The organism is Phycicoccus sp. Soil803 (assembly GCF_001429685.1).
GTDB lineage: Bacteria > Actinomycetota > Actinomycetes > Actinomycetales > Dermatophilaceae > Pedococcus.
In genome coordinates, this window is sequence record NZ_LMST01000001.1 from 1,884,856 (window position 1) to 1,907,914 (window position 23,059).

Below are 23,059 nucleotides of genomic sequence, written 5' to 3' on the forward strand. Positions count from 1 at the left end.
GGCTCAATCAGATGACCAAAGAATGGACCTTCTGACCGGGCCAATGAGCGACGAGGCTGGTCCCATGACGACGACCCCGACCGCCCCGGCGACGACGCAGGCTCGGCTGAGCATCCCGCAGGGCGCCGCCCTGTCGATCGGCGCCGTGCTCGGCACGGGAGTCATCACCCTGCCGGCCATCGCGGCCGGGATCGCCGGACCGGCGTCCCTCGTGGCCTGGGCCGCGCTGGTGGTGCTGAGCATCCCGCTCGCCTCGACCTTCGCCGCGATGGGGGCCCGGTTCCCCGACAGCGGGGGAGTGTCGACCTACGTGCGGCGCGCGTTCGGTCCGCGGGCCTCGGCCGCGGTCGGCTGGTGCTTCTACTTCGCGGTCCCGGTGGGTGCTCCGCCCGCATCGCTGATGGCGGGGCACTACGTGTCCGACGCGGTGGGCGGCGGGCGCACGGTCGCCGTCGCGGTGGCCGCGAGCCTGATCGTGGGCGTCGCGTTGATGAACGCCGCGGGCCTGCGCCTCTCCGGCCGGGTCCAGCTGGGGCTGACCGCGGTGCTCGCGACCCTCATGCTCGTGACCATCGTCGCGGCCCTGCCCCGGGCGTCGTGGGACAACCTGCAGCCGTTCGCACCGCACGGCTGGGGGGCGGTGGGCTCGGCGGCGGCCCTGCTGGTGTGGGGGTTCGCCGGCTGGGAGGCGGTGGCTTCGCTCGCCGGTGACTACCGGCGCCCGGCTCGCGACGTGCCCCGGGCGACCGCCATCGCGCTGGTGGTCGTCGGCACCCTCTACCTCGCGCTCGCGGCGACCAGCCTGATGGTGCTCGGGCCGGCCACCGGCTCGAGCGAGGCACCCCTCTCCGACCTTCTGGCGGCGGGGGTCGGCGGCGAGGTCAGGGTCGTCACCGCAGTGGTCGCGGTGCTGCTCACCGTCGGGGCCATGAACGCCTACTACGCGGGCGGCTCACGGCTGGGAGCCGCACTGGCCCGCGATGGTGCGCTGCCGGCATACCTCGCCGTGGGCGCGGGGAAGGGCGGGGTGCCGCGGCGCAGCCTGGCCCTGATCGCCGGGCAGTCCGTGCTCTGGCTGGTCGCCTCGGAGGTGCTGCACCTCGGGCTCACGCCGCTGATGCTGTTGGCCACCGGTTGCTTCACGCTGGTCTACGTCCTGGGGACGGCGGCGGCCGTGCGCCTGCTGGAGCGCGGCTCACGAGCCTGGTGGACCGCCGTGGTCGCACTGGTCTCGGTACTGGGCCTGCTGGTCATGAACGGCTGGCACGTGCTCTGGGCGCTCGGGGTCGCAGCCGCGGCGGTCGGCTACCAGGTGTGGCACGACCGTCGGCGGGTCGTGGCAGGCTGCGTGCATGGGTACGACGAAGCGGACCTCGGGGCAGGTCCAGATCGGGACGCCGGGCGGGACCGCGGAGCGGCCGGCGACGTTCTTCTCGGGGCCTGAGGAGTTCGCCGCGTGGTTGGCGGCCAACCACGACAGCGCGACCGAGCTCTGGATGGGTCTCTACAAGAAGCACGTGCCCGACCGCGGCCTGACCTGGGAGCAGGCGGTCATCGAGGCGCTCTGCTGGGGCTGGATCGACTCGGTCGCCCAGCGGATCGACGAGGACACGACCCGCCAGCGCTGGACCCCCCGCAAGGCCACCAGCAACTGGAGCGCCATCAACATCGCCGCCGTCGAGCGGCTCAAGGCCGAGGGGCGGATGCAGCCATCGGGGCTGGCCGCCTACGCGCTGCGCCGCGAGGACCGCTCAGGCATCTACTCCTACGAGAGCGCGGGTCAGGTCGAGCTGCCGCCGGAGTATGCCGCGCGGCTGGCGAGCGACCCGGCCGCCAGTGCGTTCTGGGAGATCGCGACCCCGTCGTACCAGAGGCTCGCCATCCACTGGGTGGTGACCGCCAAGCAGGAGGCCACCCGCGACAAGCGGATGGCCCAGCTGGTGGAGGACAGCGCGGCGGGGCGGCTGATCCCGAGCCAGCGCTACGGCACCCAGCCGAAGTGGGTGGAGCGGGCCGCCGAGGCAGCGCGGGCCGCCCGGCCGTAGGCTCGCCAGCGTGGCGTACAGCGCAGTCGACCGGGAGCGTTGGGTGCGGGAGGACCCTGCGACCAAGCGCGCCGACCGAGACGACTTCGCCCGCGACCGGGCCCGGCTCGTGCACTCGGCGTCGCTGCGCCGGCTGTCGGCCAAGACCCAGGTGGTGCAGCCCGGCGACGACGACTTCGTGCGCAACCGGCTCACCCACAGCCTCGAGGTCGCCCAGATCGGCCGGGAGTTCGGGCAGGCGCTCGGCTGCAGTGCCGACGTCGTCGACTCGGCCTGCCTCGCCCACGACCTCGGGCACCCTCCGTTCGGCCACAACGGCGAGCGCGCCCTCGACGAGGTCGCGCGCGACATCGGCGGATTCGAGGGCAACGCGCAGACCCTGCGGCTGCTGACCCGGCTGGAGCCCAAGCGGGTCCACCCGGACGGCCGACCGGCCGGGCTCAACCTGACCCGGGCGACCCTCGATGCCGCCACGAAGTACCCGTGGCGCCGGGGCGAGGGCGAGGACGGTGCAGTGGTCGGCGCCAGCGCGAAGTTCGGGGTCTACGCCGACGACCTCCCGGTCTTCGAGTGGTTCCGCGACGGCCGGCCCGACGGGCAGCGGTGCATCGAGGCCGACGTCATGGACTGGTCCGACGACGTCGCCTACTCCGTGCACGACGTCGAGGACGCCATCGCGTCCGGCCGGCTCGACGTGCGACGCCTCCGGGACCGCACCGACGTCGACTCGGTGCTCGCGGTGGCGACCGGTCTCTATGCCGCGGACCTCGGGGTGGATGCCCTCGGTGCCGCGCTGGAACGCGTGCTCGCCAGCGGGGCCGTGCCCACGGCATACGACGGGTCACGGGTGGACCGGGCGGCGCTCAAGGACATGACCTCGCGGCTGATCGGCCGCTTCGTCCACGGGGTGGAGGTGGCGACCCGCGAGCGGCACGGCGCCGGGCCGCTGACCCGCTACGCCGCCGACCTGGTCGTGCCCGACGAGACCCGGGCCGAGTGCGCCGTGCTCAAGGCCGTGGCCGCCCACTTCGTCATGCACGCCCAGGAGCGGGTCGACGTGCTGAGCCGGCAGCGCGCCATCGTGGCCGACCTGGTGGCCGGCTACCAGCAGGACCCGGTCGGACGGCTCGACCCCGACCTGCTCGGCGACTGGAAGGCAGCCACGGACGACGCGGAGGCGTTGCGCGTCGTGGTCGACCAGGTCGCGTCGCTGACCGACGTGCGGGCGGAGTACCTGCACCACGCCTGGTCCTGACCTCCGGCTGGGGAAGGTCGGCCACCCGGCGTCACGACCACCACCTAGACTCGACCGCGACAAGGAGGGCCAGTGGCGGGTCGGATCAAGGCCGAGGACGTCGCGCTCGTCAAGGAGCGTTCGTCCATCGAGGATGTCGTGCGCGAGCACGTGACCCTGCGACCTGCCGGCCCGGGCTCGATGAAGGGGCTGTGCCCGTTCCACGACGAGAAGTCCCCGTCGTTCAACGTCCGTCCGGCCGTTGGTGCCTGGCACTGCTTCGGCTGCGGCGAGGGCGGTGACGTCATCTCGTTCGTCCAGAAGGTCGAGCACCTCACCTTCAGCGAGGCGATCGAGCGGCTCGCGCAGAAGATCGGCTTGGAGCTGCACTACGAGGAGGGCGGCAAGCCCAGTGGCGGCGAGTCCCTCGGCCGCCGCTCGCGGCTGATCGAGGCGCACCGGGTGGCGCAGGAGTTCTACCACCACGCCCTGCTCAACGCGCCCGAGGCGCGCGCCGGCCGCGACTTCCTGCGCGAGCGCGGGTTCGACAGCGAGGCCGCCAAGAAGTTCGGCGTCGGCTTCGCCCCCCGCGGTGGCGAGGAGCTGTCGCGGCACCTGCGGTCGAAGGGTTTCACCGACGAGGAGGTCACCCTCGGCGGGCTGTCGGGTCGCGGCAGCCGGGGGCTCTACGACCGGTTCCGCGGGCGACTGGTCTGGCCGATCCGCGACATCACCGGAGACACCGTGGGGTTCGGCGCGCGGCGGCTGTTCGAGGACGACCGGATCGCGGCCAAGTACCTCAACACCTCAGAGACCCCCATCTACAAGAAGTCGACCGTCCTCTACGGTCTCGACGCGGCCAAGAAGTCGATCGCGGGCGACCGCAAGGCCGTCATCGTCGAGGGCTACACCGACGTGATGGCGTGCCACCTGGCCGGCATCGAGGGTGCCGTCGCCACGTGTGGCACGTCGTTCGGCGTCGACCACATCAAGCTGCTGCGCCGCATCATGCGCGACGAGGCCGACCTCGCGCCGGCTCGGGTCGTCTTCACCTTCGACGGCGACGCCGCGGGACAGAAGGCCGCGATGCGCGCATTCGGCGAGGACCAGCGGTGGGCCTCGCAGTCGTTCGTGGCCGTGGCTGACGGCGGCATGGACCCCTGCGAGCTGCGGATCGCCAAGGGCGACGACGCGGTACGGCACCTGATCGACGACGCGGTGCCGATGTTCGAGTTCGCCGTCCGCACGACCATCGCGCGGTTCGACCTGACGACCGCCGAGGGGCGGGTGCAGGGGATGCGCGCCGCCGCCCCCATCGTGAACTCGATCCGCGACAGCTCGATGCGACCCGAGTACATCCGCACGGTCGCGGGGTGGATCGGGGTCGAGGTCGAGCAGGTGCAGGCCGAGGTGTCCCGCGCGCAGCGGATCGCTGCCCGGGACGCCAAGGAGGCAGCGGAGTCCCCAGCCGGGCGCGAGGGCCGCGACGGTCGGCCCGGCCAGCACGAGCGCTCGCGTGAGGCCGCCAGCCGGCCTGACGCCGACACCGTGCCGGAGCCCTCGATCGAGGAGGCCCGCGCCGCGCTGCCCACCCCCGACCTGCGCGACCCGATCGTCTTCGCCGAGCGGCAGCTGCTCCAGACGCTGCTGCAGTACCCCGACAGCTTCCATGCCGACGACGTCGACAAGGTCTCGGCCGACGCGTTCACGGCTCCCGCGCACCGGGCCGTCTTCGACGGGGTCCGTGGGGCCGGCGGCCCGCAGCGGGGCCTGTCCGTGCAGGCCTGGGCCGACCGCGTGACGCAGGCGGCGCCGCTGGCCGTGCACGGGCTCGTGGCCGAGCTGGCGGTCGCGTCGCTGCCGACCAGGTTCGACAAGGCGACCGGGCTTCCGGAGCGCCGCTACATCGACGCGCTGCTCACCCGCGTCCAGGAGGTCTCGCTGACCCGCAGGATCGCCGATGCGATGTCGGCCATGCGCCGGATGGCGACCGACCCGCACACCGACCCTGCGCTGGCCCGCCGCCTGAGCGGGGAGCTCCAGGAGCTCCAGCGCGAGCTCGCGACGCTGCGCGACCAGGCGTCCTGATGGCGCTCTCGCTGCGCCGCCCCGACCGGCTGCCCGCCGACATCCGCTCCGTGGTCGGGCTCGGCTCCGGCGAGCGGGTGCTCAGCTGGGGCCGCGAGGAAGCCAGCGGAACGACCGTGGTCGCCACCAACCACGCCTTGTATGCCGTCGACGCGGCCGGCGTGCGAACGCTCCACCGCCCGTGGCACGAGGTCGACGGCGGCACCTGGTCGGCGGAGCTCGCCACCCTCACCGTCACCTGGGTCGACGGGTCGCGGCCGTCGCAGTGGGTCCTCGGCGCCACCAGCCTGGTGCCGGAGACCCTGCGCGAGCGCGTCCAGGCCAGCGTCGTGCTGGCCCAGCGGATCGAGCTCGGACCACGCCGGACGGCCAAGGTGGCCCTGCGGCAGGACCTCGGCGGTGGCGGTCTGGTCGAGCAGGTCGTGCTCGGCCGAGGGGTCCGCGCCGACGACCCCGAGCTGGTCGCCCGCACCGAGGCAGCGCTGGTCTACCTGCGCGAGCAGGTCGGGCTCTAGGGACGGCCGGGCGAGCCTCCACCCGAGCCTCCACCCGTTTTCAGAACTGCGCGCATCCTTTGCTATGGTTGCGCAGCGCCGAACGCGGGGGACCGCCGACGGACTTTCCCCTGTAGCTCAATTGGCAGAGCAGCCGACTGTTAATCGGCAGGTTGTTGGTTCGAGTCCAACCGGGGGAGCCACCCCGCCCACGAGGCCCCAGACCATCAGGTCCGGGGCCTTCGTCGTCCTGCTGGGAGCGGCGGCTCAGCCGCCCGGGTTCGCATCAACCGGTGCAGGGGCCGGCACTGCTGCGGCTTCGCGAATCGTGGTCCGGCCACGACGCGAGAGCCGGCGCTGCACCCGACCCGCGATCACGGTCAGGGTGTAGTTGATCAGGATGAAAAGGAGCGCCGCCACGATGTAGGCCGGAAGCGTGTTCGCGAACGCGGAACCCAAGGTCTTCGACCAGATGAGCAGCTCGCCGTAGGTGATCGAGTAACCGAGGGCAGAGTCCTTGAGGATGACCACGAACTGACCGATCAGGGCCGGCAGCATGGCCGTGATGGCCTGCGGCAGCTGGATCGACCGCAGCGTCTGCGACTCTGTGAGTCCGATCGACAGTCCGGCTTCGGACTGGCCCTTCGGCAGGGAGAACACGCCCGAGCGAACGAGCTCCGCGATGACGGACCCGTTGTAGAGCGTCAGGCCTGTGACGACACCGGCGAGAGGTGCCGTCTCGCTGGAGAACACGCCGGAGCGCGAGTAGTAGCCGTAGCTGGCGATCATCATGATCAGCACCGGCACCGAACGGAAGAACTCGACGACCACGCCGGACACCCAACGGATCGGGCGGATGGTCGAGAGCCGGCCCAGCCCGAACACCAGCCCGAAGGCGATCGCCAGGGCGATCGAGATCACCGCGGCCTTCAGCGTGCCCCAGAGTCCGATCAGGAGGTAGTCCCGCCAGACCGAGCGGTCGGTGACGAACGGCTCCCACATGAAGCCCTGCAGCTGGTTGGCCGTCTGCATCTTGCGGACGACGACGTAGCCGGTCGCGACGACCAGGAGGACGCCGATGACCGACAGGACGGCGTGGCGCCGCCGGGCACGGGGCCCGGGAGCATCGAACAGGACGGAGGCACTCATCGCTTCACCGCCAGGCGACGCGACAGCGAGGTGAAGAACACCCCGAGCGGCAGCGTCAGGATGACGAACCCGATGGCGAAGATGAGGAAGACCGACAGCGTCCCGGTCTCGTTCTCGATGATCTTCTGCATCAGACCGCCCGCCTCCGCCGCCACGATCACAGCCGTGACGGTGGTGTTCTTGATGAGGGCGATGAAGTTGGACCCGAGCGGGGCGACGGCGCCGCGGAAGGCCTGCGGCAGGATCACCTCCCGCATGCTCTGGGAGAACGTGAGGCCGATGGAGCGCGAGGCCTCGGCCTGACCCACAGGCACGGTGTTCACTCCCGACCGCAAGGCCTCGCAGACGAAGGCGGCATGGTAGATCGACAGCATCACGGCCGACCAACGCAGGGCGTTCTGGGTGATGTCCTGTTGGTCGAGGTTGAGGCCGAGGATGTAGGTCAGGCCAAGGATGCTGAAAACCATGAGCAGGGTCAGTGGCGTGTTGCGGAAGACGTTGACGTACCACGTTCCCAGCAGCCGCAGAACGCGCACCGGCGACAGCCGCATGACGGCTACGAGGGTGCCGATGACCAGCGAGCCGATGCCCGCCACGAGGGCGAGGCGGATCGTGACCCAGAAAGCCCGGAGGATCTCTGGACCGTAGTTGCTCAGGATGTCGCCCATTCAGGGATGCCTTCCGTCGCGAAGGTGGTGAGGACAGTGGCCGCGGTATGCCGCGCGCTCAGGCCGAGCGCGCGGCATACCCGTTGCGGAGTCGAGCAGGTCAGGCGCAGGCGTCCTGCTTGGGCGGGTTGGTCGCGCTGTCGACCTTGAACCCGGCCGGGCCGAGGTTGGCGTCGATGGCCTTCTGCCAGTCACCGGACGAGATCATCTTGGCGATCGCCGTGTTGATCTTCTCGCAGGTCGCGGTGTCACCCTTCTTGATGCCGATGCCGTAGCGCTCCTCCGAGAACGTCTTGCCCACGACCTTCAGCTTGCCCTTGTACTGCGCCTGAGAGGCGTAGCCGGCGAGGATGGTGTTGTCGGTGGTCAGGGCGTCGACGCCCTTCGAGACCAGGGCCGTGACGCACTCGGAGTAGGTGCCGAACTCCTGCAGCTGGACGCCGGAGTACTTCTCCTTGACCTTCTGCGCCGAGGTCGACCCGGTCACGGAGCAGAGCTTCTTGCCGGTGAGCGAGTCAGGGCCGGTGATGGTGGTGTCGTCGGCACGGACGAGCAGGTCCTGGCCGGCGATGAAGTACGGGCCGGCGAAGGTGATCTTCTCCTTGCGGGCGTCGGTGATCGAGTAGGTCGCAACGACCATGTTGACCTGGCCGGTGGAGATCAGCGTCTCGCGCTGTGCGGACGGGGCCTGGACCCATTGGATGTCTGCAGCATCGTGCCCGAGCTCCTTGGCGACGTAGGTCGCGACGTCGACGTCGAGGCCGGTGTACTTCGCGCCCTCCTTGAGGCCGAGGCCGGGCTGGTCGAACTTGATGCCGACCTTGAACTTCTCGCCTCCGCCGCCTCCGCCGCTGCCCCCGTCCTTGGCGCTGTCGCCACAGGCGGCCAGGCCGAGCGCGAGAACCGATGCGGCGGTCATGGCGCCAATCTGACGAATCTTCATTCCGTTTCCTCCTGATGTGTTGCCGCTGCGCTGGCGCGCCCCGGTGTTCAGTGCAGTGCGGTCTGATGTCGTTCTGTGTCAGCGGATCCCAGTGCGGCGGGACCCTGTGGTGGATGGGACCGAGGGGGGGTGGTCCTGCGCGTGCGGACTAGTGGGTGAGGATCTTGCCGAGGAAGTCCTTGGCGCGGTCGGACTTCGGGGCGGTGAAGAAGCCCTCGGGGTCGTTCTCCTCGACGATCTGGCCGTCGGCCATGAAGACGACGCGGTTGGCCGCCTTGCGGGCGAAGCCCATCTCGTGGGTGACGACGACCATCGTCATGCCCTCCTTGGCGAGGGCGATCATGACGTCGAGGACCTCGGTGATCATCTCGGGGTCGAGCGCGGAGGTGGGCTCGTCGAAGAGCATCACCTTGGGGTCCATCGCCAGCGATCGGGCGATGGCCACGCGCTGCTGCTGACCGCCGGAGAGCTGGGCGGGGAACTTCTCCGCCTGGTGCGCGACGCCGACCCGCTCGAGCAGCTCCATCGCCCGCTTCTCGGCCTCGGCCTTGGGCACCTTGCGGGCCTTGATCGGGCCGAGCGTGACGTTGTCGAGGATCGTCTTGTGGGCGAACAGGTTGAAGGACTGGAAGACCATCCCGACGTCGGCCCGCAGCTTCGCGAGCTCCTTGCCCTCCTCGGGCAGCGGCACGCCGTCGATGGTGATCGAGCCGGTCTCGAACGTCTCGAGCCGGTTGATGGTGCGGCACAGGGTCGACTTGCCGGACCCCGAGGGACCGATCACGACGACGACCTCGCCCTTGCCGATGGACAGGTTGATGTCCTGGAGGACGTGCAGCTCGCCGAAGTGCTTGTTGACGCCCTTGAGAACGACCAGTGGCTCCGTCATGTCCGGCAACCTACCCGTTTGTCGCATCTCCTTGCCTTCTCCGTCCCCATCTGTCACCCAAAGGCAACCTGAGGCGCCCGCAGCGAGCGGTCGGAGCCACCGGCCGCAGCCTCTCCCTCTTCAGTCGCCGGTGACGGTGGCCTTCTGGAGACGGCGTCAAGGAACAGGGCGAAACACCTGTCAACGATCGGGCGGAGTCGTCCAGCCCACGGCCGGCGGTGGCAACGCCTCGGTTGTCTTCGGCACCAGGACGGGTGCCCGGCCGTCTGCCCTCAAAGGAGGCAAACCCCTTTACCGAACCTTTAACAACTTGTTCTGCGGTTTACCGAAAGCAGAACAAGTGATCATGGTTTGATCACCATAAGAGGGGCACATACGGAGCGAATCCACGCAGGAGGGGCGACATGGGAAATGAACTCGGCACCGTCATCGAGGACAAGCTGTGCGAGAAGGGCTGGTCGGTCTCGCGCTGCACGGTTGAGAGCGGCGTGAGCGCCGAAGTCCTCGCCACGCTGATCGGCCCGGATCAGCTGCCTTGCATGCCCGACGAGAAAACCCTTGCATCCCTGGCGAAGGCCCTCGATCTGACGTACCGAGAGCTGGTCGTGGCCGCTGCAGTGGCGTGCGGGCTTCCGAAGAACCAGGAGGGGGAGCCCACCTTCGTGCTCCGCTTCGTGACCAACCAGGAGCTCATCAACGAGCTGCGTCGACGGCTCATGCGCGGTCGACAGACCGCCGACCCGCAGCAACGCCGGATCGCCCACCTCGCCCTCATGCAGACCGCCCTGACCGGCGACTTCGAGGCCGAGGCAAGCTGACCCTGCCTGGATACCGGTGGGGCAGGTCGGGCTTGAACCGACGACCGACGGATTATGAGAAGTCCCGAAGGTGCAGGTCGGGCGCCAATTTTGGCCATTTCGTGCTCAGTTCGTGGTGGTTGTCTGACGCCCAAAATGGTCGATTCTCAAACTGGTGTGCCACTGAGGTGCCACGACGATCCGGGCCTCTCAGAGCCCGTTTCCGGGGGCGTTGGTTGGCCTTGAAGCCCTTCATGGCACACCTTCGACCAGCGGACCGGCGATCGTCGGTCAGTAGCGAAGGGAGTCATTATGTGGATGATCAACAGACTCTGAGAAGCGCGTCAAGGAGAAGCTACCACCGCTTGTGGAGTCTGACCTTGCTCCAAGAGCCTCTCGAATTCCATTGCGTCGCAACGGCTTTGCCCTGTTGCTATGCCGTGGGGTTGCGGTTCCTTCCGGACATGTGGGTATCTCTCGGGTACCTCAGGGCGCCGAATGCTGCCAGTTCGCGGCCCCCATCACTGGGCTCGTGGTGTGCCCTAGGGCGGCGGTGGTGGTGGGTCTGCCACAGTCGCAGCTCGCCATGGGGCCCGCCACTCAGCGGCTTCCCAGCCGTCCATGATGTAAATCCGCTCGTGTGCGACCTTGTCGCCTCTGAACTCCAAGAGGTTCACGGTGTGCATCCACGGGGCACCGTCGTAGCTGATGAGGTTCTCCACGACCACCAGGTCTGCGCGGTGGGTGATTCGCCGGGTGTGGAACTTGAGCGCCGCCGGGTACTGCCGACGCCATTCCCTGAAGTTCTCCACACCCTCGAAGCGTTCACCGGATTGGGGGAACTCCAGTACGGCGTCATCGTGGTAGATCTCGTGGGCAATGTCCTCGTCCCTCCCCGAGTGCTCCCAGTGACGGCGGAGTGCGAGCAGGAGTTCCTTCTCGTTGAGCACCGCGCACCTCCCAGGGCTGGACAGTCCAATCTAGCCGCGGCAATCCTCCTTGGGGAGATGCAACAGGCGCCTCGGCTGGACGCCTTGGTGTGGTTGGCCAGAGGAAGCCACCGACCCGATAGCGGAGCAGGGGAGGCTGCCGGAGTGGTCGGGTCAAGGGTGGCCGGAGGCCATCACGCAGTGACGCGTAGCGCCCTTGATGCGGCCCGGAGGTGGGCGGAGAGTGGAGCGCTGGGTCGGCGGCTCAGAGGTGAGCGTCGCGCATACTCTGCACATGGCGATGCGCGAGGAGCACCAAGGGCTGTCTGCAGTTGGTCTGTTGTCGTTGGTCGTCTTGCTGGGTTCCGGCCTCATCCTCGCGACTTCGTTCGTTGTTCCATGGCCTCCGGTCGTCGGCCTCCTGGCGCTCCTGGTGGGTCTCCTGGGGCTGGTCGGTGCTGTCGTGGTCGCGTACAGGGACAGCCGACGGGCTGGTCGCTCGTTCGCGGGTGCTGTTGGGCAGAGCGCCCGGAATGGGCTGAGATTTCTGCGCGCGTTTCTGTGACGGGCTCCCCGGCCGGCTAGGGACGATCAGTCAGGTGGGGGCGTCATCGCACATGGCGCCCTTCGTGCTGTCTGGCGTGGGGTGCGGTGGGGTGCGCGGAAGGCGCGAAGCGCCTGCAGCGCGGGGCCCCATCGCGGGGCCCCGCGCTTTGCGGCGGAGCCGCGCTTGAGCCAGTAAGGAAAGTTCTCACCGATCGGCCCCGATACGGCTGTCCGACTCCGCTTGATGGGTTACACGCTGGCTTCACTTGATGGGTGACGCTGCCGTCCCGGACCGTCGTATGTGGCGTTGTCGTCGCGTGGGAGGACCGGGCTGATGCTCGTGGAGTTGAGTGTTGTGGAGCAGCGGTATCACGCGGTGATGGAGGTGCTCGGCGGGGCGCAGGTGACCGAGGTCGCCACCCGGTACGGGGTGTCCCGCAAGACGGTGCATGCGTGGGTGGGCCGGTACCGGGCCGAGGGCCTGTCGGGGTTGGTGGACCGGTCGCACCGGCCGGTCTCGCATCCGTGGAGGCTGGGAGCGGAGGTGGAGGCGCTGCTGGTGCAGCTGCGGATCGATCATCCGCGGTGGGGTCCGCGGCGGCTGGTGCATGAGCTGGGCCGGGCTGGGGTGGAGCCGGTGCCGTCCCGCTCGACGGTGTACCGGGTGCTGGTGCGTCACTGCCTGGTGGCGGCGCGGGCACGGAAACGGCGGCGGGAGGACTTCGTGCGGTGGGAGCGGCCGGGTCCGATGCAGCTGTGGCAAATGGACGTGATGGGCTCGGTGCGCATGGTTGACGGGTCGGAGGCCAAGCTGATCTCGGGGATCGATGACCACTCGAGGTTCGCGGTGATCGGGGTGGTTACCGCCCGGGCGACGAGTCGGGCGGTGTGCGCGGCGTTCGTTGCCGCCCTCGCCGAGTACGGGGTGCCCGAGCAGGTCCTGACCGACAACGGCAAGCAGTTCACCGGCAAGTACGGGCGGCCCCGCCCCTCGGAGGTGTTGTTCGACCGGATCTGTCGGATGAACGGGATCGAGCACCTGCTGACCAAGGTCCGCTCTCCGACCACGACGGGGAAGGTGGAGCGGTGGCACCAGTCGATCCAGCGGGAGCTGCTCGACGACGCCCCACTGTTCGCGACCGTGGCCGCGGCGCAGGAGGCGGTCGATGGGTGGCGGGCCGAGTACAACACGACCCGCCCCCATCAGTCGCTGGGGATGGCGGTTCCGGCTGACCGGTTCGGTGCCGGTGCGCCGCGGGCAGGGCTGCCGTTGTGGGTCCCGCCGGCCCTGGTCACCACGCCCGCGCAGGGCACCCCCGAGCCGAATGCGCAGCCGCTGACCCCGCCTGATGACGCTGCGGTGGTGGTGCCGGAGACGGTCGGTGCGATGGAGCTCGAACGCGCCGTGCCGCCGAGTGGGAACCTGGCGATCGGCAAGCAGCAGTTCTGGTTCGGGCCGCAGCGCGCCGGTGAGGTGATCACGTTCTGGGTCGACTCGACCACCGTGCACCTGTCCAGCAACGGCCGGTACTTGAAGACCCTGCCGTCGCGGCTGTCCGACCGCGACGTCGCCCGGCTCCGCAGGGCCGGTGCCCGCGCCGCCGGGCCACCACCAGCTCCTCGCCTACCCGGGCGCCTGTTGGCCGGTACCGCCGTGGAGGTCGACCGCACCGTCAACGCGATCGGCATCATCAGCATCGCCCAGCAGCAGCTCTCGGTGAGCAGCGTGCTGGCCGGGCAGCGGGTCACGATCCGGCTCGAGCAACGGCTGGCCCACGTCGTCCTGGGCGACGGGACCCTGTGGCGCACCATCGCGTTCACCCTGCCAGCGGGCAAGCTCGCCAGGCTGCAGGGAGCCCGCCCCGCGGGGCCACCACCCACGCCGCCTACCCGGCCGGTACGGGTCGAGCGACTGGTGTCCTGCCGGGGCGGGATCCAGGTCGCCGGCCAGCGCGTCCAGGTCGGCCTGCCCCACGCCCGCGAGGTCGTGACCGTGCAGGTCGACGACACCACCCTCCGGATCAGCAACGAGAGCGGGACAATCCTCAAGACCGTGCCCCGACTGACCGACCAGGAGGTGACACGGCACAAGGCCTACGGCCACCGAAGTGTCAAACAAGCCTAGGAAGTGTTACCCATCAACTGAACCCCGCACGACACCCATCAAGTGGACCTAGGCACGGCCCCGATACGGCCTGCCCCGATACGGCCTAGACGCACAAGCCTCCCAGCTCAGCGCTGGAGCGCGTCAAACGTGAGACGACGAACTCGCACACAGGTGCACCGGCCATGGATGCTCTCCGTCACCGCAGCAATTCTTATGGTGATGAACAGGCGCCGCTCCGCCAAGAATGGTGTCGCTCGACGCGCTGAGAGTTGAAGACGCCGCGACCTCTCGGAGATCATGGCACCTTCCAAACTAAGGACCTACCCCTCGCCTTGGTGGTTCCGATTTGCGCGCGAACTCGACAGCCAGATACACCGGAGGGTCCAGATCCGAGTCTTGGCCGAGGCAGGGCCTGGGACCATCACCATGCCGACCATCGTGCGTCCGGTGAATCCATTTCCTGCGCTCCGCATGCCCGGGCAGCGTTGTGACGGGCCTTCCCGACCCTGGCGATAAGGTCGTCCTTGACGATTCCACAGGCCATGTGAGTGTTGACCATTGAGGCCGCCCGCCGAACTTTCGTTCCTAGAACGCGCGGTCAGCGGTGCGAGCAGCTCAACCACGCGCCAAGCAGGACCGTGGCGTATGCCCTCAGGGGCTACGTTCTCCGGACTCGAGGAGCGTCTTGAGCCGAGCCAAGTCTTTGGTGGTGGCCCGCCTCATGGCGAGCTCCATCACGGGTGCGGCAACCCGGGAGAAGCCTGCCGGGTTGCCGCGGTTGCGCAGGGTCATCCGGGTGCTGCCTGCACGGGCCACCTCCCAGCTGTAGGTCGTCTCCATCGGAAAGGGACCATCTGCCGTGCGCATCACCAGTCGCAGATCTGGTTCGAGTTCGACCACTTCGTAGGTGTACGCCAAGCGCTTGCCAAGAAATTGGGCAATGAAGTCCATCCGTGACCCGACCGCAACCGGCGGCTGAGTCTGCCAGACGACCGACTTGATATTGGCGTACCAATCAGGCGCGTTCGTAGGGTCGCCTGCGAAGGACGCGACGGTACTGATCGGCAGGTTGATCGTGGTTTGCACCCGCACATCCACAGTCATGACGGCATCATCGCGCAAATTCGAGGGGTCGCGGGCGTTACAGCTGTTCGGCCCCTCGGCCGCAAGACTCAGAACCGGGGCCGAGCCGGGCAGCTGCGTTGGTCGGCGGCGGGGATTCCTCACCCCATTGGCGGATTCAAAGGTCCGCCGCCGGCGGGATGCTGGGGGGGTGTCTAGTCCACCACTGGCCCGAAGGGAGCCGACCAATGTTTGAGACCCGTGTGCTTGTCCGTGCAGCGGTTCCCGCTGCTGTGTGTGTGGCGACCCTGGCGTTCATGCCGAGTCCCGCACAAGCGACGATCCACCCGATCGTTCAGTCCATCAACTGCGCCGCCGCGGCCGCCTTTGCGCACGCCCCGATCGCGGATCCGCCTGGCCAGACGCCGGAGGACTTCGCCGAGGAGATCATCACGGTGAGCTTCCCGTTCCTGACGATCACTTTCGGGGAGCCCTTGGCGTTCTCACAGTCTGACTTCAGGGCGCTGCAGGCCACCGGGTTCATTGACGAGGTCGTCCGCGATGCCGACGGCATGGTGACCGCCCTCATCGTCGACCTCCGCAACGTGCCCATGGCAGCCAGCGGACAAGGAGGGGCGCACTGCTGACGCATGCATGTCGGCAGGTACAGGGGCGAGGTCCGGACCTGTTGGTTCGGACCTCGTCGCATCTCCGAGTTGTCGTCCTGTTCGACTGCTGGTCCGGTCGGGTGGCCGAGAGGGCGGTCCCTGCCGTCCGGACGCATCCGGCCGGGCGAGGACGCGAGCTGAGGGCGCATGAGGTGAAGTTCCGTCTGCGCCTAGTTGGGTAAGGAAATGGTCAAGGATCGCCGGTCGGCGGGGGAAAAGGTGGATTGCTGTCGGTGGTGGGTGCCACCCTCGAAGCAGCGGACAATTACACACAAAGCAAACACACAAAATTGACGGGTATATCCCTGGAGGGTCGGCTCCTCCACCCTTGGCCTGAGGCCGCACACAAACTGACAGCCGCTCAAACACACAACGACACCAAACTCTTGGTCCGCACCTTGTATCTCTTCGTGTCCGGCGTTTGAGCGACCCCCAGCGTCGGTGTGCACCACCCTTAGTGGCCGCCCCAGTACTGGGTGTGTCGTGTGGAACGGGTCGCACTAGCTCCACGCGGCACACCCTTGGGAAAGGGCGTGGTGGTCGTGACCTTGACGACCCGTAACCAGGTCTGGTCGGCGCTGCCCCCGATCGGGAAGCGGGACGACCGACCGCTGGACCTGCCTCACCTGGACGCCGTCACCCAGGCGCAGGTGGTGGCCCGGTTGTTGTCGCCGGACTTCGACGCCTGGTCGGTGGCCGCGTCCCGGGTCGGGTTCTGCGCCAAGCCCATCCGCCTCGTCGGCCGCAGCGACACCTTCGACCGGGGAACCGCTGGACTGGTCCGCACGTACGCATCGGCGGAGGAGCCGACCGGGGTGACGTTCGTGCGCTGCGGCAACCGGCGTGCCTCCGAGTGCGAGTCCTGCTCGAGGTTGTACGCGGCGGACACGTTCCAGCTGATCCGGGCCGGGGTGAGTGGCGGCAAGGGCGTCCCCGAGCGCGTGGCGGAGAACCCGCTGGTGTTCGCGACCCTGACCGCGCCCTCGTTCGGGTCGGTCCACGGCACCCACCCGAACCACGGCCGGTGCCGGCCACGTCGCGACACCGGAGCCCGGTGCCCGCACGGAAGACCCCTGTCCTGCATGGCGATCCACGAACAGGACGACCCGGCGCTGGGGCAGCCGTTGTGCCCGGACTGCTACGACTACGCCTCGGCTGTGGTGTGGCAGTGGTGGGCGCCCGAGCTGTGGCGACGGTTCACCATCACCCTGCGACGGATGTTGGCCCACCACCTACGCGTGCTCCCCGCGAACCTCGGGCACGTGGCGAGCGTGCAGTACGCCAAGGTCGCCGAGTACCAGCTGCGCGGCGCGGTCCACTTCCACGCCCTGGTCCGCCTCGACGGCCCCCAAACGCCCGACGGGTTCGCCCCTGCCCCCACCACGGTCACGGCACCGGTGCTCTCCGCCCTAGTCGAGCAAGCCGTACAAGCCGTTCGGGTCACCGCCGATCCGGTCCACGACGACGACATCCAACGGGTGCTTGCGTTCGGCACCCAGGTCGACACCCGCCCGGTGCGCACCTCCTCACGCACCGACGACCCCGACCGCGAACTCACACCCGGACAGGTCGCCGGGTACCTGGCCAAGTACGCCACCAAGTCCGCGACCGACACCGAGTCCAAGGACAGCACCCACCTGCGGCGCCTGCACGCCACCGCCCGCAACATGGCCAGCCGCACCGTCAGCGCCGACCAGGACCCAACAGCGCCCTACGGGCTGCTCGGCAAGTGGGCGCACACCCTGGGGTTCCGCGGACACTTCGCCACCAAGTCACGCCGCTACTCCGTCACCCTCGGCGCCCTGCGGCGAGCACGGCAGCGCGCCCAGGCCCGGATCGCCGAAGCCAATCGCACCGGCACTCCTGTCGACCTGCGCCAGCTCGAGGCCGAGCTGCTGGCCGACGGCGCGGACGGGACCACCGTTGTGATCGGGTCCTGGGCCTACGCCGGCACCGGATGGGCCAACGACGGGGAAACCGCCCTCGCGACCGCAGCCGCCTCCCGAGCCCGCGAATACGCCCAAGAACGCGCACAGAGCAGGAAGCAGCAGTCATCAGGAGAGAAGTGAGACAGATGAGAAGAAACGACAGACCCGAGGCAAAGGCCTCGTCCGAGGTGAGGGTGTTGCCCACCATCGACCGCCTGTGGACGATCCACGACGTGTCGGCCTTCCTCGGCGTCCCGGTGGGCACCCTCTACCAGTGGCGGCATCGGGAGCAGGGGCCGCCAGCGATGCGGCTGGGCAAGCACCTCCGGTTCGACCCGACGCAAGTACGGGCCTGGGCAGCCGAGCAGGTGGCCTGAGGTGGCACACGTCGTCAAGGACAGCCGCGACGGCCGGTGGCTCGCCCGATGGCGCGATCCGTCGCACCGCCAGCGAAAGAAGTCCTTCCGCCGCAAGGTCGACGCCGAGAGGTTCCTGGCCAACCTCGAGGCCGAGATGAACCGAGGCCAGTACCTCGACCCGTCGGCGGGCAAGGTCCTCGTGGGGGACTACGCCCGGGTCTGGGCCGCGGGGTTGTCCCACCTGAAGGAGTCCACGGCAGAGCGATACCGGGGCATCGTCCGGACCCATGTCGAACCGCGTTGGGGTACCTACCGGCTGTCATCGGTGGCGACCTCCGACGTCGCGGCGTGGGTGGGGGAGTTGAGCGCCTCGGGCCGGACGGCCTCGACAGTCCGGCACATCCATCGGGTGTTCTCGCTGATCATGGGCATGGCCGTGCAGGACGGGCGGATCGCCCGCAACCCGGCGACTGGTGTGCGGCTGCCACGGGCGGTTCGTGACGAGCCACGCTTCCTCAGCGTTCCCGAGCTGGCCGCCCTCGTGCAGTCGGCCGGTCCGGGTGGTCTGGTCATCTGCGTCCTGGCGTTCACCGGGATCAGGTTCGGAGAGATGACTGCTCTGCGGGTCTCGCGCGTCGACCTGGAGCGGCGCAGGCTGCACATCGTTGAGAGCGCCTCGGAGGTCGGCGGTCGCCTGGTCTGGAGCACCACGAAGAACCACCAGACCCGGTCCGTACCGGTCCCGCCGGCCCTCATCCCGGACCTGGCTCGGATGTGCGAGGAGAAGCAGCCGGCCGACCTGGTATTCGCTTCACCCACCGGTTCGCCCATGCGGCTGGGCAACTGGCGTCACAGAGTGTTCGACCCCGCCTGCGCGACAGCCGGGATCACCGGGCTGACGCCGCACGACCTGAGACACACCGCCGCATCCTTGGCGATTGCGGCAGGGGCGAACGTCAAGGCCGTCCAGCGCATGCTGGGGCACTCGTCGGCGGCGATGACGCTCGACGTCTACGCCGGCTTGTTCGGCGACGATCTCGACTCGGTTGCGGCTCTGCTCGATTCGCATGTGCCACAAATGCGCCACATCACCGAGACCGAGGCTCGTAGCGGAGGTCACGATGACGCCGCTTAGGGCGCTGACCTGCATAAACGTCCTGTGGGGCAGGTCGGGCTTGAACCGACGACCGACGGATTATGAGTCCGCTGCTCTGACCGACTGAGCTACTGCCCCGGCACCAGCTCGGCTCGCACCGGCTGGGCGCCGTGAGCCTACCGTCGCCAGTGTGCCTGCGATGGAGGTGGTGAGAACGGGGTTCGTGGTGGTGCTGGTGCGGATGTGGTTCGTGATGCACAATGGGACCCGCACAGCCAACTGAACAACGCGGCAACACGCCGAGCCAGCAGGTGACGAGGTTCGTGGGGAAGACGTCCCTCGCACACCAAGGAGGCCCGGAATGTCTGTCGCGATGCCGCGTGTCATGACCCGCGGGGTGGTTTTCATTCACTCCACCCCCAAAGCGCTGTGCCCCCACATCACCTGGGCCCTCGAGTCCGCCCTCGACGGCCGGTTGGCCATCGACTGGACCCCACAGCCGGCCGGTGCCGCACTCGTCCGCGCGGAGTTCCCGTGGGCAGGAGTGCAGGGCACCGGCGCCAAGCTCGCCTCCACCCTGCGCGGGTGGGACAACCTGCGCTACGAGGTGACCGAGGAGCCGAGCGCCGGCGCCGACGGGTCCCGCTGGTCGCACACCCCCGCCCTGGGGATCCACCACACCTGGACCTCGGCGGCCGGTGACGCCGTGATCAACGAGGACCGGCTCCGTGACGTGCTGCGGCTGTCGCAGGGGTCGCCTGAGGCGATGGTCGAGATGGTCGAGGAGCTGCTCGGCACCGACTGGGACGCCGAGCTCGAGCCGTTCCGGTATGCCGGTGACGGAGCCCCCGTGCGCTGGCTCCACAAGGTGGGCTGAGCGCTTTCAGGCAGCCGCGTGACCTGCACGTTTCGGGGGTTCGGCGGGGTCTTCGGTAGCCTTTGCGGCTGTCCGATCGACTCTGGAGGAACGTGTGACCCGCCCCAAGCTCATCCTGGGGGTGCTGGCCGCAGCCTGTGTGGGGACGCTGCTCTGGTACGCCTGGCTGATTCTGGCCGCCGACCTGCCCCGTGGCGCCACCATCGCGACGTGGGTGCTCTGGCTGTTCTCGGCCGCCGCCGTCGTGACCCTGGTCGCCTACGCCCGTGAGTTCCTCGCCCACCGGGAGGCCGTGGGGCGGGAGGCCTCGTGGAAGCCCTTGCCGAGCTTGGTGCTCCTGTGGATCGGCGGGCTGACCGCGATGGTGTCGTTCTCGTTCGTGCTCCCCGACAAGGCGCCGGCCGACGGTGCGGACGACCCGGCCGCCACCAGCACGTCGCTGACTGGCCAGCAGGTCGACTCGGCGAGCAGCTCCACGGATGGCACGCGGACGGCGACCACCGCCTCCCGGTCCAGCTCTCAGCGGCCCGTGCCCGTCTCGACGGCGGCGTCGACGGACTCCTCGGCCACCAGCACCGGTTCCTCGAGCTCCACGTCGACCGATGCGTCGACGTCCTCCACGTCCTCCACGGCCACGAAGCCCAAGCCCACCAAGACCCACCCGGGCACGGGCTCGCCGACCCGGTCGACCACGAGCACCGGCGCCCCTCTGGTCAGCGTCACCCTCCCGCCGCCGCCCGGCTGACTTCCGGCGCCTGACCTGCGGCTCCAGACGACCAGCGCCTGCCGATGCAGCCAAGGTGTCCCGGCAGCTAGGCCTGCAGCTCGGGCCAGAGCTCGTTGCCGAGCGCCGGCCGGCCGGCGCGGGCGCGCAGCACCTCGAGGCTGACGCCATCGAGCAGCTCGATCGGCAGCGCCCAGAAGCGCTGGCCGAGGTCGACCACCACGACGTCCCGCAGCATCACGACGCCGGCGATGACCGAGTAGGCCAGCTCCGTGCACGAGTCGTGGTCGCGGAGGCGGATCGTCTGGCTCCCGACCGTCAGGCCGAGGATGCGACCCGGCACGAACTCCCGGTCGAAGTGCCTGCCGATGGTGAAGACGGTGTAGCCGAGCATCACGGCCGTCACCACCAGGTAGACGCCTGGCGCCGCCAGGGCCGTTGCGGACACACCACCGGGCCGTCCGCCCAGGAGGTCCGGAGCCGAGACGCACAGCAGGAGCACGAGACTGGTCAGCACGGACGAGGTCCAGGTCTGCCGACGGCGCAGCACGTGCCGGCGCCCAGCCCGTTTGAGCCGTCCCGCCAGGTGCTCGTCCACGATCACGATGCGCTCGCGACCCCCCAGGGTCCCCCCCGAATTGCCCACCATCGCTGACCTTCCCGGGCCGCCCCTGCAGCGACCGTCGGCACACCATAGAGCGCCCACCCCGAGGTTCGGGGCGGGCGCTCGAGATGTGTCGGCCGAACGGCTGAGGTCAGACCGAGGTGAAGACCACCGCGACGTTGTGACCACCGAAACCGAATGAGTTGTTCAGCGCCGCGATGTCGCCTGCGGGGAGCTTGCGGGCCTCACCGTGCACCACGTCGAGCTTGATCGCGGGGTCGAAGTCGTCGAGGTTGATCGTCGCGGGCGCGATCCGGTGGTGCAGCGCCAGGATCGTGAGGACGCCCTCGAGCGCCCCGGCCGCACCGAGGAGGTGACCGGTCATCGACTTCGTGGCGCTGACCGGCATACCGTCGGTGTCGTCGCCGAAGGCGCGCCGGATGGCGTTCGACTCCGCCACGTCGCCCACCGGGGTCGAGGTCGCGTGCGCGTTCACGTGGACGATGTCCTTGGGCGTCAGGCCGGCCCGCTCGACGGCCTCGACCATCGCCCGGGACGCGCCCGCGCCCTCAGGCTCCGGCGCGGCGATGTGGTGGGAGTCCGAGGACATGCCCACGCCACCGATCTCGGCGTAGATGGTGGCGCCACGGGCCTTGGCCGCTTCGTACTCCTCGAGCACGATCACGGCGGCGCCCTCACCGAGGACGAACCCGTCGCGGCCGGTGTCGTAGGGGCGCGACGCGCGCTCGGGGTCGTCGTTGCGGGTCGAGAGCGCCTGCATGGCGGCGAAGCCGGCGATCGGCAGCGCGTGCACCGCGCCCTCCGTGCCGCCCGCGACCGCGATGTCGGCCCGGCCGTTGCGGATCATCTCGTAGGCGTAGCCCATCGCCTCGAGCCCGGAGGCGCAGGCGGAGACGGGGGTGTGGGCACCGGCCCGGGCCCCGATCTCCAGGGAGACGGCGGCGGAGGAGGCGTTGGGCATGAGCATGGGGACGGCGAGCGGGAAGACCCGGCGCGGGCCCTTCTCGCGCAGGTTGTCCCACTGGTCGAGCAGGGTCCAGACGCCACCGATGCCGGTGCCGATGCAGGCAGCGAGTCGCTCGGGCTCGACCTCGGGGGCGCCGGCGTCCGCCCAGGCCTCACGCGCGGCGATCAGGGCGTACTGCGCGCTCGGGTCGAGCCGGCGCACCTCCACCTTGGTCAGGACGTCGGTCGGCTGGGTGTGGATCGTGGCGGCGAACTTGACCGGGAGCTCGTACTTCTCCACCCAGTCGAAGTCCATCATCTTGGCGCCCGACCGTCCGGCCAGGATGGCGTCCCACGTCTCGGGGACGGTGCCGCCCACAGGGGTGGTGGCTCCGAGGCCTGTGACGACGACGCGTCGTTCGGCGGTCATGGCTGGGTCTGCTCCTTCGTCGGTCGTGCGGTGTGGCTGGTGGCCGGTGCGGGGTGGCGGCTGGTGCGACGGGGTCACTGACCGGCAGTGGTGTGCCGCGTGGCCGCCACCCGCGCAGGGGAACTGCTGGGCTCAGCCCTGGTTCTTGGCGATGAAGGACACGGCGTCGCCGACCGTCTTGAGGTTCTTGACCTCGTCGTCGGGGATCCGCACGCCGAACTTCTCCTCGGCGTTGACGACGATGGTCATCATCGACAGCGAGTCGATGTCGAGGTCGTCGGTGAAGGACTTCTCGGACTGCACCGACTCGGTGTCCAGACCGGTCTCCTCGTTGACGATCTCGGCCAGACCCTCGAGGATCTCCTGCTCGCTCTGCGCCATCCGGCTCAGCTCCTTCTGTTGGTGTGACAGTTGGTCGTCACGTGGTGTGGTCACTGCGGTGGCCCGGTTCACCCG

At 69.2% G+C, this 23,059-nt stretch carries 22 protein-coding genes and 2 tRNA genes; 14 read left to right on the forward strand and 10 right to left on the reverse strand.

Going from position 1 to position 23,059, the window contains the following annotated elements; translation table 11 throughout:
- Positions 1–64 precede the first annotated feature (64 nt).
- The 6 genes from ASG95_RS08640 to ASG95_RS08665 all read left to right on the forward strand — a co-directional run bounded on the left by ASG95_RS08640 (position 65) and on the right by ASG95_RS08665 (position 6,064).
- Positions 65–1,444: an APC family permease gene (locus tag ASG95_RS08640; protein ID WP_082593097.1), complete on the forward strand. Its 1,380-nt coding sequence runs from the start codon at positions 65–67 to the stop codon at positions 1,442–1,444.
- Entirely contained in the window at positions 1,353–2,045 is a 693-nt protein-coding gene (locus tag ASG95_RS08645) for a YdeI family protein (RefSeq protein ID WP_082592442.1), read from the forward strand. Before ASG95_RS08640 ends, ASG95_RS08645 begins: the two co-directional genes overlap by 92 nt.
- A gap of 10 nt (positions 2,046–2,055) precedes the next feature.
- A complete protein-coding gene (locus ASG95_RS08650; RefSeq protein ID WP_057377209.1) occupies positions 2,056–3,300 on the forward strand; it encodes a deoxyguanosinetriphosphate triphosphohydrolase in 1,245 nt (414 codons plus the stop codon).
- 72 nt (positions 3,301–3,372) lie between these two features.
- The gene (gene dnaG / locus ASG95_RS08655; RefSeq protein ID WP_057377210.1) at positions 3,373–5,367 is read left to right on the forward strand and encodes a DNA primase; all 1,995 of its coding nucleotides are present in this window, start codon (positions 3,373–3,375) and stop codon (positions 5,365–5,367) included.
- The gene (locus tag ASG95_RS08660) at positions 5,367–5,882 is read left to right on the forward strand and encodes a hypothetical protein (RefSeq protein ID WP_057377211.1); all 516 of its coding nucleotides are present in this window, start codon (positions 5,367–5,369) and stop codon (positions 5,880–5,882) included. The genes dnaG and ASG95_RS08660 overlap by 1 nt, the downstream gene beginning before the upstream one ends.
- 106 nt (positions 5,883–5,988) lie before the next feature.
- Positions 5,989–6,064 (forward strand) — tRNA-Asn (locus tag ASG95_RS08665).
- A gap of 64 nt (positions 6,065–6,128) precedes the next feature.
- Here the strand turns inward: ASG95_RS08665 and ASG95_RS08670 are convergent.
- The 4 genes from ASG95_RS08670 to ASG95_RS08685 all read right to left on the reverse strand — a co-directional run bounded on the left by ASG95_RS08670 (position 6,129) and on the right by ASG95_RS08685 (position 9,510).
- The gene (locus ASG95_RS08670) at positions 6,129–7,010 is read right to left on the reverse strand and encodes an amino acid ABC transporter permease (protein WP_057377212.1); all 882 of its coding nucleotides are present in this window, start codon (positions 7,008–7,010) and stop codon (positions 6,129–6,131) included.
- Positions 7,007–7,678 (reverse strand): amino acid ABC transporter permease, encoded by a 672-nt coding sequence (locus tag ASG95_RS08675; RefSeq protein ID WP_056923475.1) that lies wholly within the window; start codon positions 7,676–7,678, stop codon positions 7,007–7,009. The genes ASG95_RS08670 and ASG95_RS08675 overlap by 4 nt, the downstream gene beginning before the upstream one ends.
- A 100-nt stretch (positions 7,679–7,778) precedes the next feature.
- Positions 7,779–8,621 (reverse strand): glutamate ABC transporter substrate-binding protein, encoded by an 843-nt coding sequence (locus ASG95_RS08680; protein WP_057377213.1) that lies wholly within the window; start codon positions 8,619–8,621, stop codon positions 7,779–7,781.
- Between the two features lie 148 nt (positions 8,622–8,769).
- Positions 8,770–9,510 (reverse strand): amino acid ABC transporter ATP-binding protein, encoded by a 741-nt coding sequence (locus ASG95_RS08685; RefSeq protein ID WP_056923473.1) that lies wholly within the window; start codon positions 9,508–9,510, stop codon positions 8,770–8,772.
- A gap of 404 nt (positions 9,511–9,914) precedes the next feature.
- Between ASG95_RS08685 and ASG95_RS08690 the strand changes: the two genes are divergently transcribed.
- On the forward strand, positions 9,915–10,328 hold the full coding sequence (locus tag ASG95_RS08690; RefSeq protein ID WP_057377214.1) for a hypothetical protein: 414 nt from the start codon (positions 9,915–9,917) through the stop codon (positions 10,326–10,328).
- 521 nt (positions 10,329–10,849) lie between these two features.
- On the opposite strand, the gene ASG95_RS08695 is transcribed toward ASG95_RS08690, so the two are convergent.
- Positions 10,850–11,257 (reverse strand): nuclear transport factor 2 family protein, encoded by a 408-nt coding sequence (locus ASG95_RS08695; protein WP_056923470.1) that lies wholly within the window; start codon positions 11,255–11,257, stop codon positions 10,850–10,852.
- Between the two features lie 871 nt (positions 11,258–12,128).
- Between ASG95_RS08695 and ASG95_RS08705 the strand changes: the two genes are divergently transcribed.
- Positions 12,129–13,907 (forward strand): IS481 family transposase, encoded by a 1,779-nt coding sequence (locus ASG95_RS08705; protein ID WP_082593099.1) that lies wholly within the window; start codon positions 12,129–12,131, stop codon positions 13,905–13,907.
- A 633-nt stretch (positions 13,908–14,540) separates the two neighbouring features.
- Here ASG95_RS08705 and ASG95_RS08710 read toward each other — a convergent pair.
- On the reverse strand, positions 14,541–14,993 hold the full coding sequence (locus ASG95_RS08710; protein WP_056923468.1) for an SRPBCC family protein: 453 nt from the start codon (positions 14,991–14,993) through the stop codon (positions 14,541–14,543).
- 275 nt (positions 14,994–15,268) lie between these two features.
- Between ASG95_RS08710 and ASG95_RS08715 the strand changes: the two genes are divergently transcribed.
- From ASG95_RS08715 to ASG95_RS08730, 4 genes are all read left to right on the forward strand, one after another.
- The gene (locus ASG95_RS08715) at positions 15,269–15,598 is read left to right on the forward strand and encodes a hypothetical protein (protein ID WP_157581848.1); all 330 of its coding nucleotides are present in this window, start codon (positions 15,269–15,271) and stop codon (positions 15,596–15,598) included.
- Between the two features lie 563 nt (positions 15,599–16,161).
- Positions 16,162–17,688: a replication initiator gene (locus ASG95_RS08720; protein ID WP_157581850.1), complete on the forward strand. Its 1,527-nt coding sequence runs from the start codon at positions 16,162–16,164 to the stop codon at positions 17,686–17,688.
- Positions 17,689–17,744: 56 nt separating this feature from the next.
- Positions 17,745–17,924: an AlpA family transcriptional regulator gene (locus tag ASG95_RS08725; RefSeq protein WP_235543631.1), complete on the forward strand. Its 180-nt coding sequence runs from the start codon at positions 17,745–17,747 to the stop codon at positions 17,922–17,924.
- Between the two features lies 1 nt (position 17,925).
- The gene (locus tag ASG95_RS08730; protein ID WP_056923465.1) at positions 17,926–19,041 is read left to right on the forward strand and encodes a site-specific integrase; all 1,116 of its coding nucleotides are present in this window, start codon (positions 17,926–17,928) and stop codon (positions 19,039–19,041) included.
- A 25-nt stretch (positions 19,042–19,066) separates the two neighbouring features.
- Here the strand turns inward: ASG95_RS08730 and ASG95_RS08735 are convergent.
- Positions 19,067–19,140: transfer RNA gene (locus ASG95_RS08735), tRNA-Ile, on the reverse strand.
- Between the two features lie 223 nt (positions 19,141–19,363).
- Here ASG95_RS08735 and ASG95_RS08740 point away from each other — a divergent pair.
- Together ASG95_RS08740 and ASG95_RS08745 are read left to right on the forward strand one after the other, a co-directional pair.
- Entirely contained in the window at positions 19,364–19,879 is a 516-nt protein-coding gene (locus tag ASG95_RS08740) for a DUF3145 domain-containing protein (protein ID WP_082592443.1), read from the forward strand.
- A 94-nt stretch (positions 19,880–19,973) separates the two neighbouring features.
- Positions 19,974–20,624 carry a hypothetical protein gene (locus ASG95_RS08745; protein ID WP_057377216.1) on the forward strand — a complete coding sequence of 217 codons (651 nt, stop codon included), beginning with the start codon at positions 19,974–19,976 and terminating at the stop codon, positions 20,622–20,624.
- Between the two features lie 67 nt (positions 20,625–20,691).
- On the opposite strand, the gene ASG95_RS08750 is transcribed toward ASG95_RS08745, so the two are convergent.
- From ASG95_RS08750 to ASG95_RS08760, 3 genes are all read right to left on the reverse strand, one after another.
- Positions 20,692–21,201, reverse strand: coding sequence for a hypothetical protein (locus tag ASG95_RS08750; RefSeq protein WP_157581854.1), 510 nt, complete (start codon positions 21,199–21,201; stop codon positions 20,692–20,694).
- Between the two features lie 157 nt (positions 21,202–21,358).
- On the reverse strand, positions 21,359–22,603 hold the full coding sequence (gene fabF / locus ASG95_RS08755; protein ID WP_056923462.1) for a beta-ketoacyl-ACP synthase II: 1,245 nt from the start codon (positions 22,601–22,603) through the stop codon (positions 21,359–21,361).
- Between the two features lie 132 nt (positions 22,604–22,735).
- On the reverse strand, positions 22,736–22,984 hold the full coding sequence (locus ASG95_RS08760; RefSeq protein WP_056923461.1) for an acyl carrier protein: 249 nt from the start codon (positions 22,982–22,984) through the stop codon (positions 22,736–22,738).
- Positions 22,985–23,059: the final 75 nt, after the last annotated feature.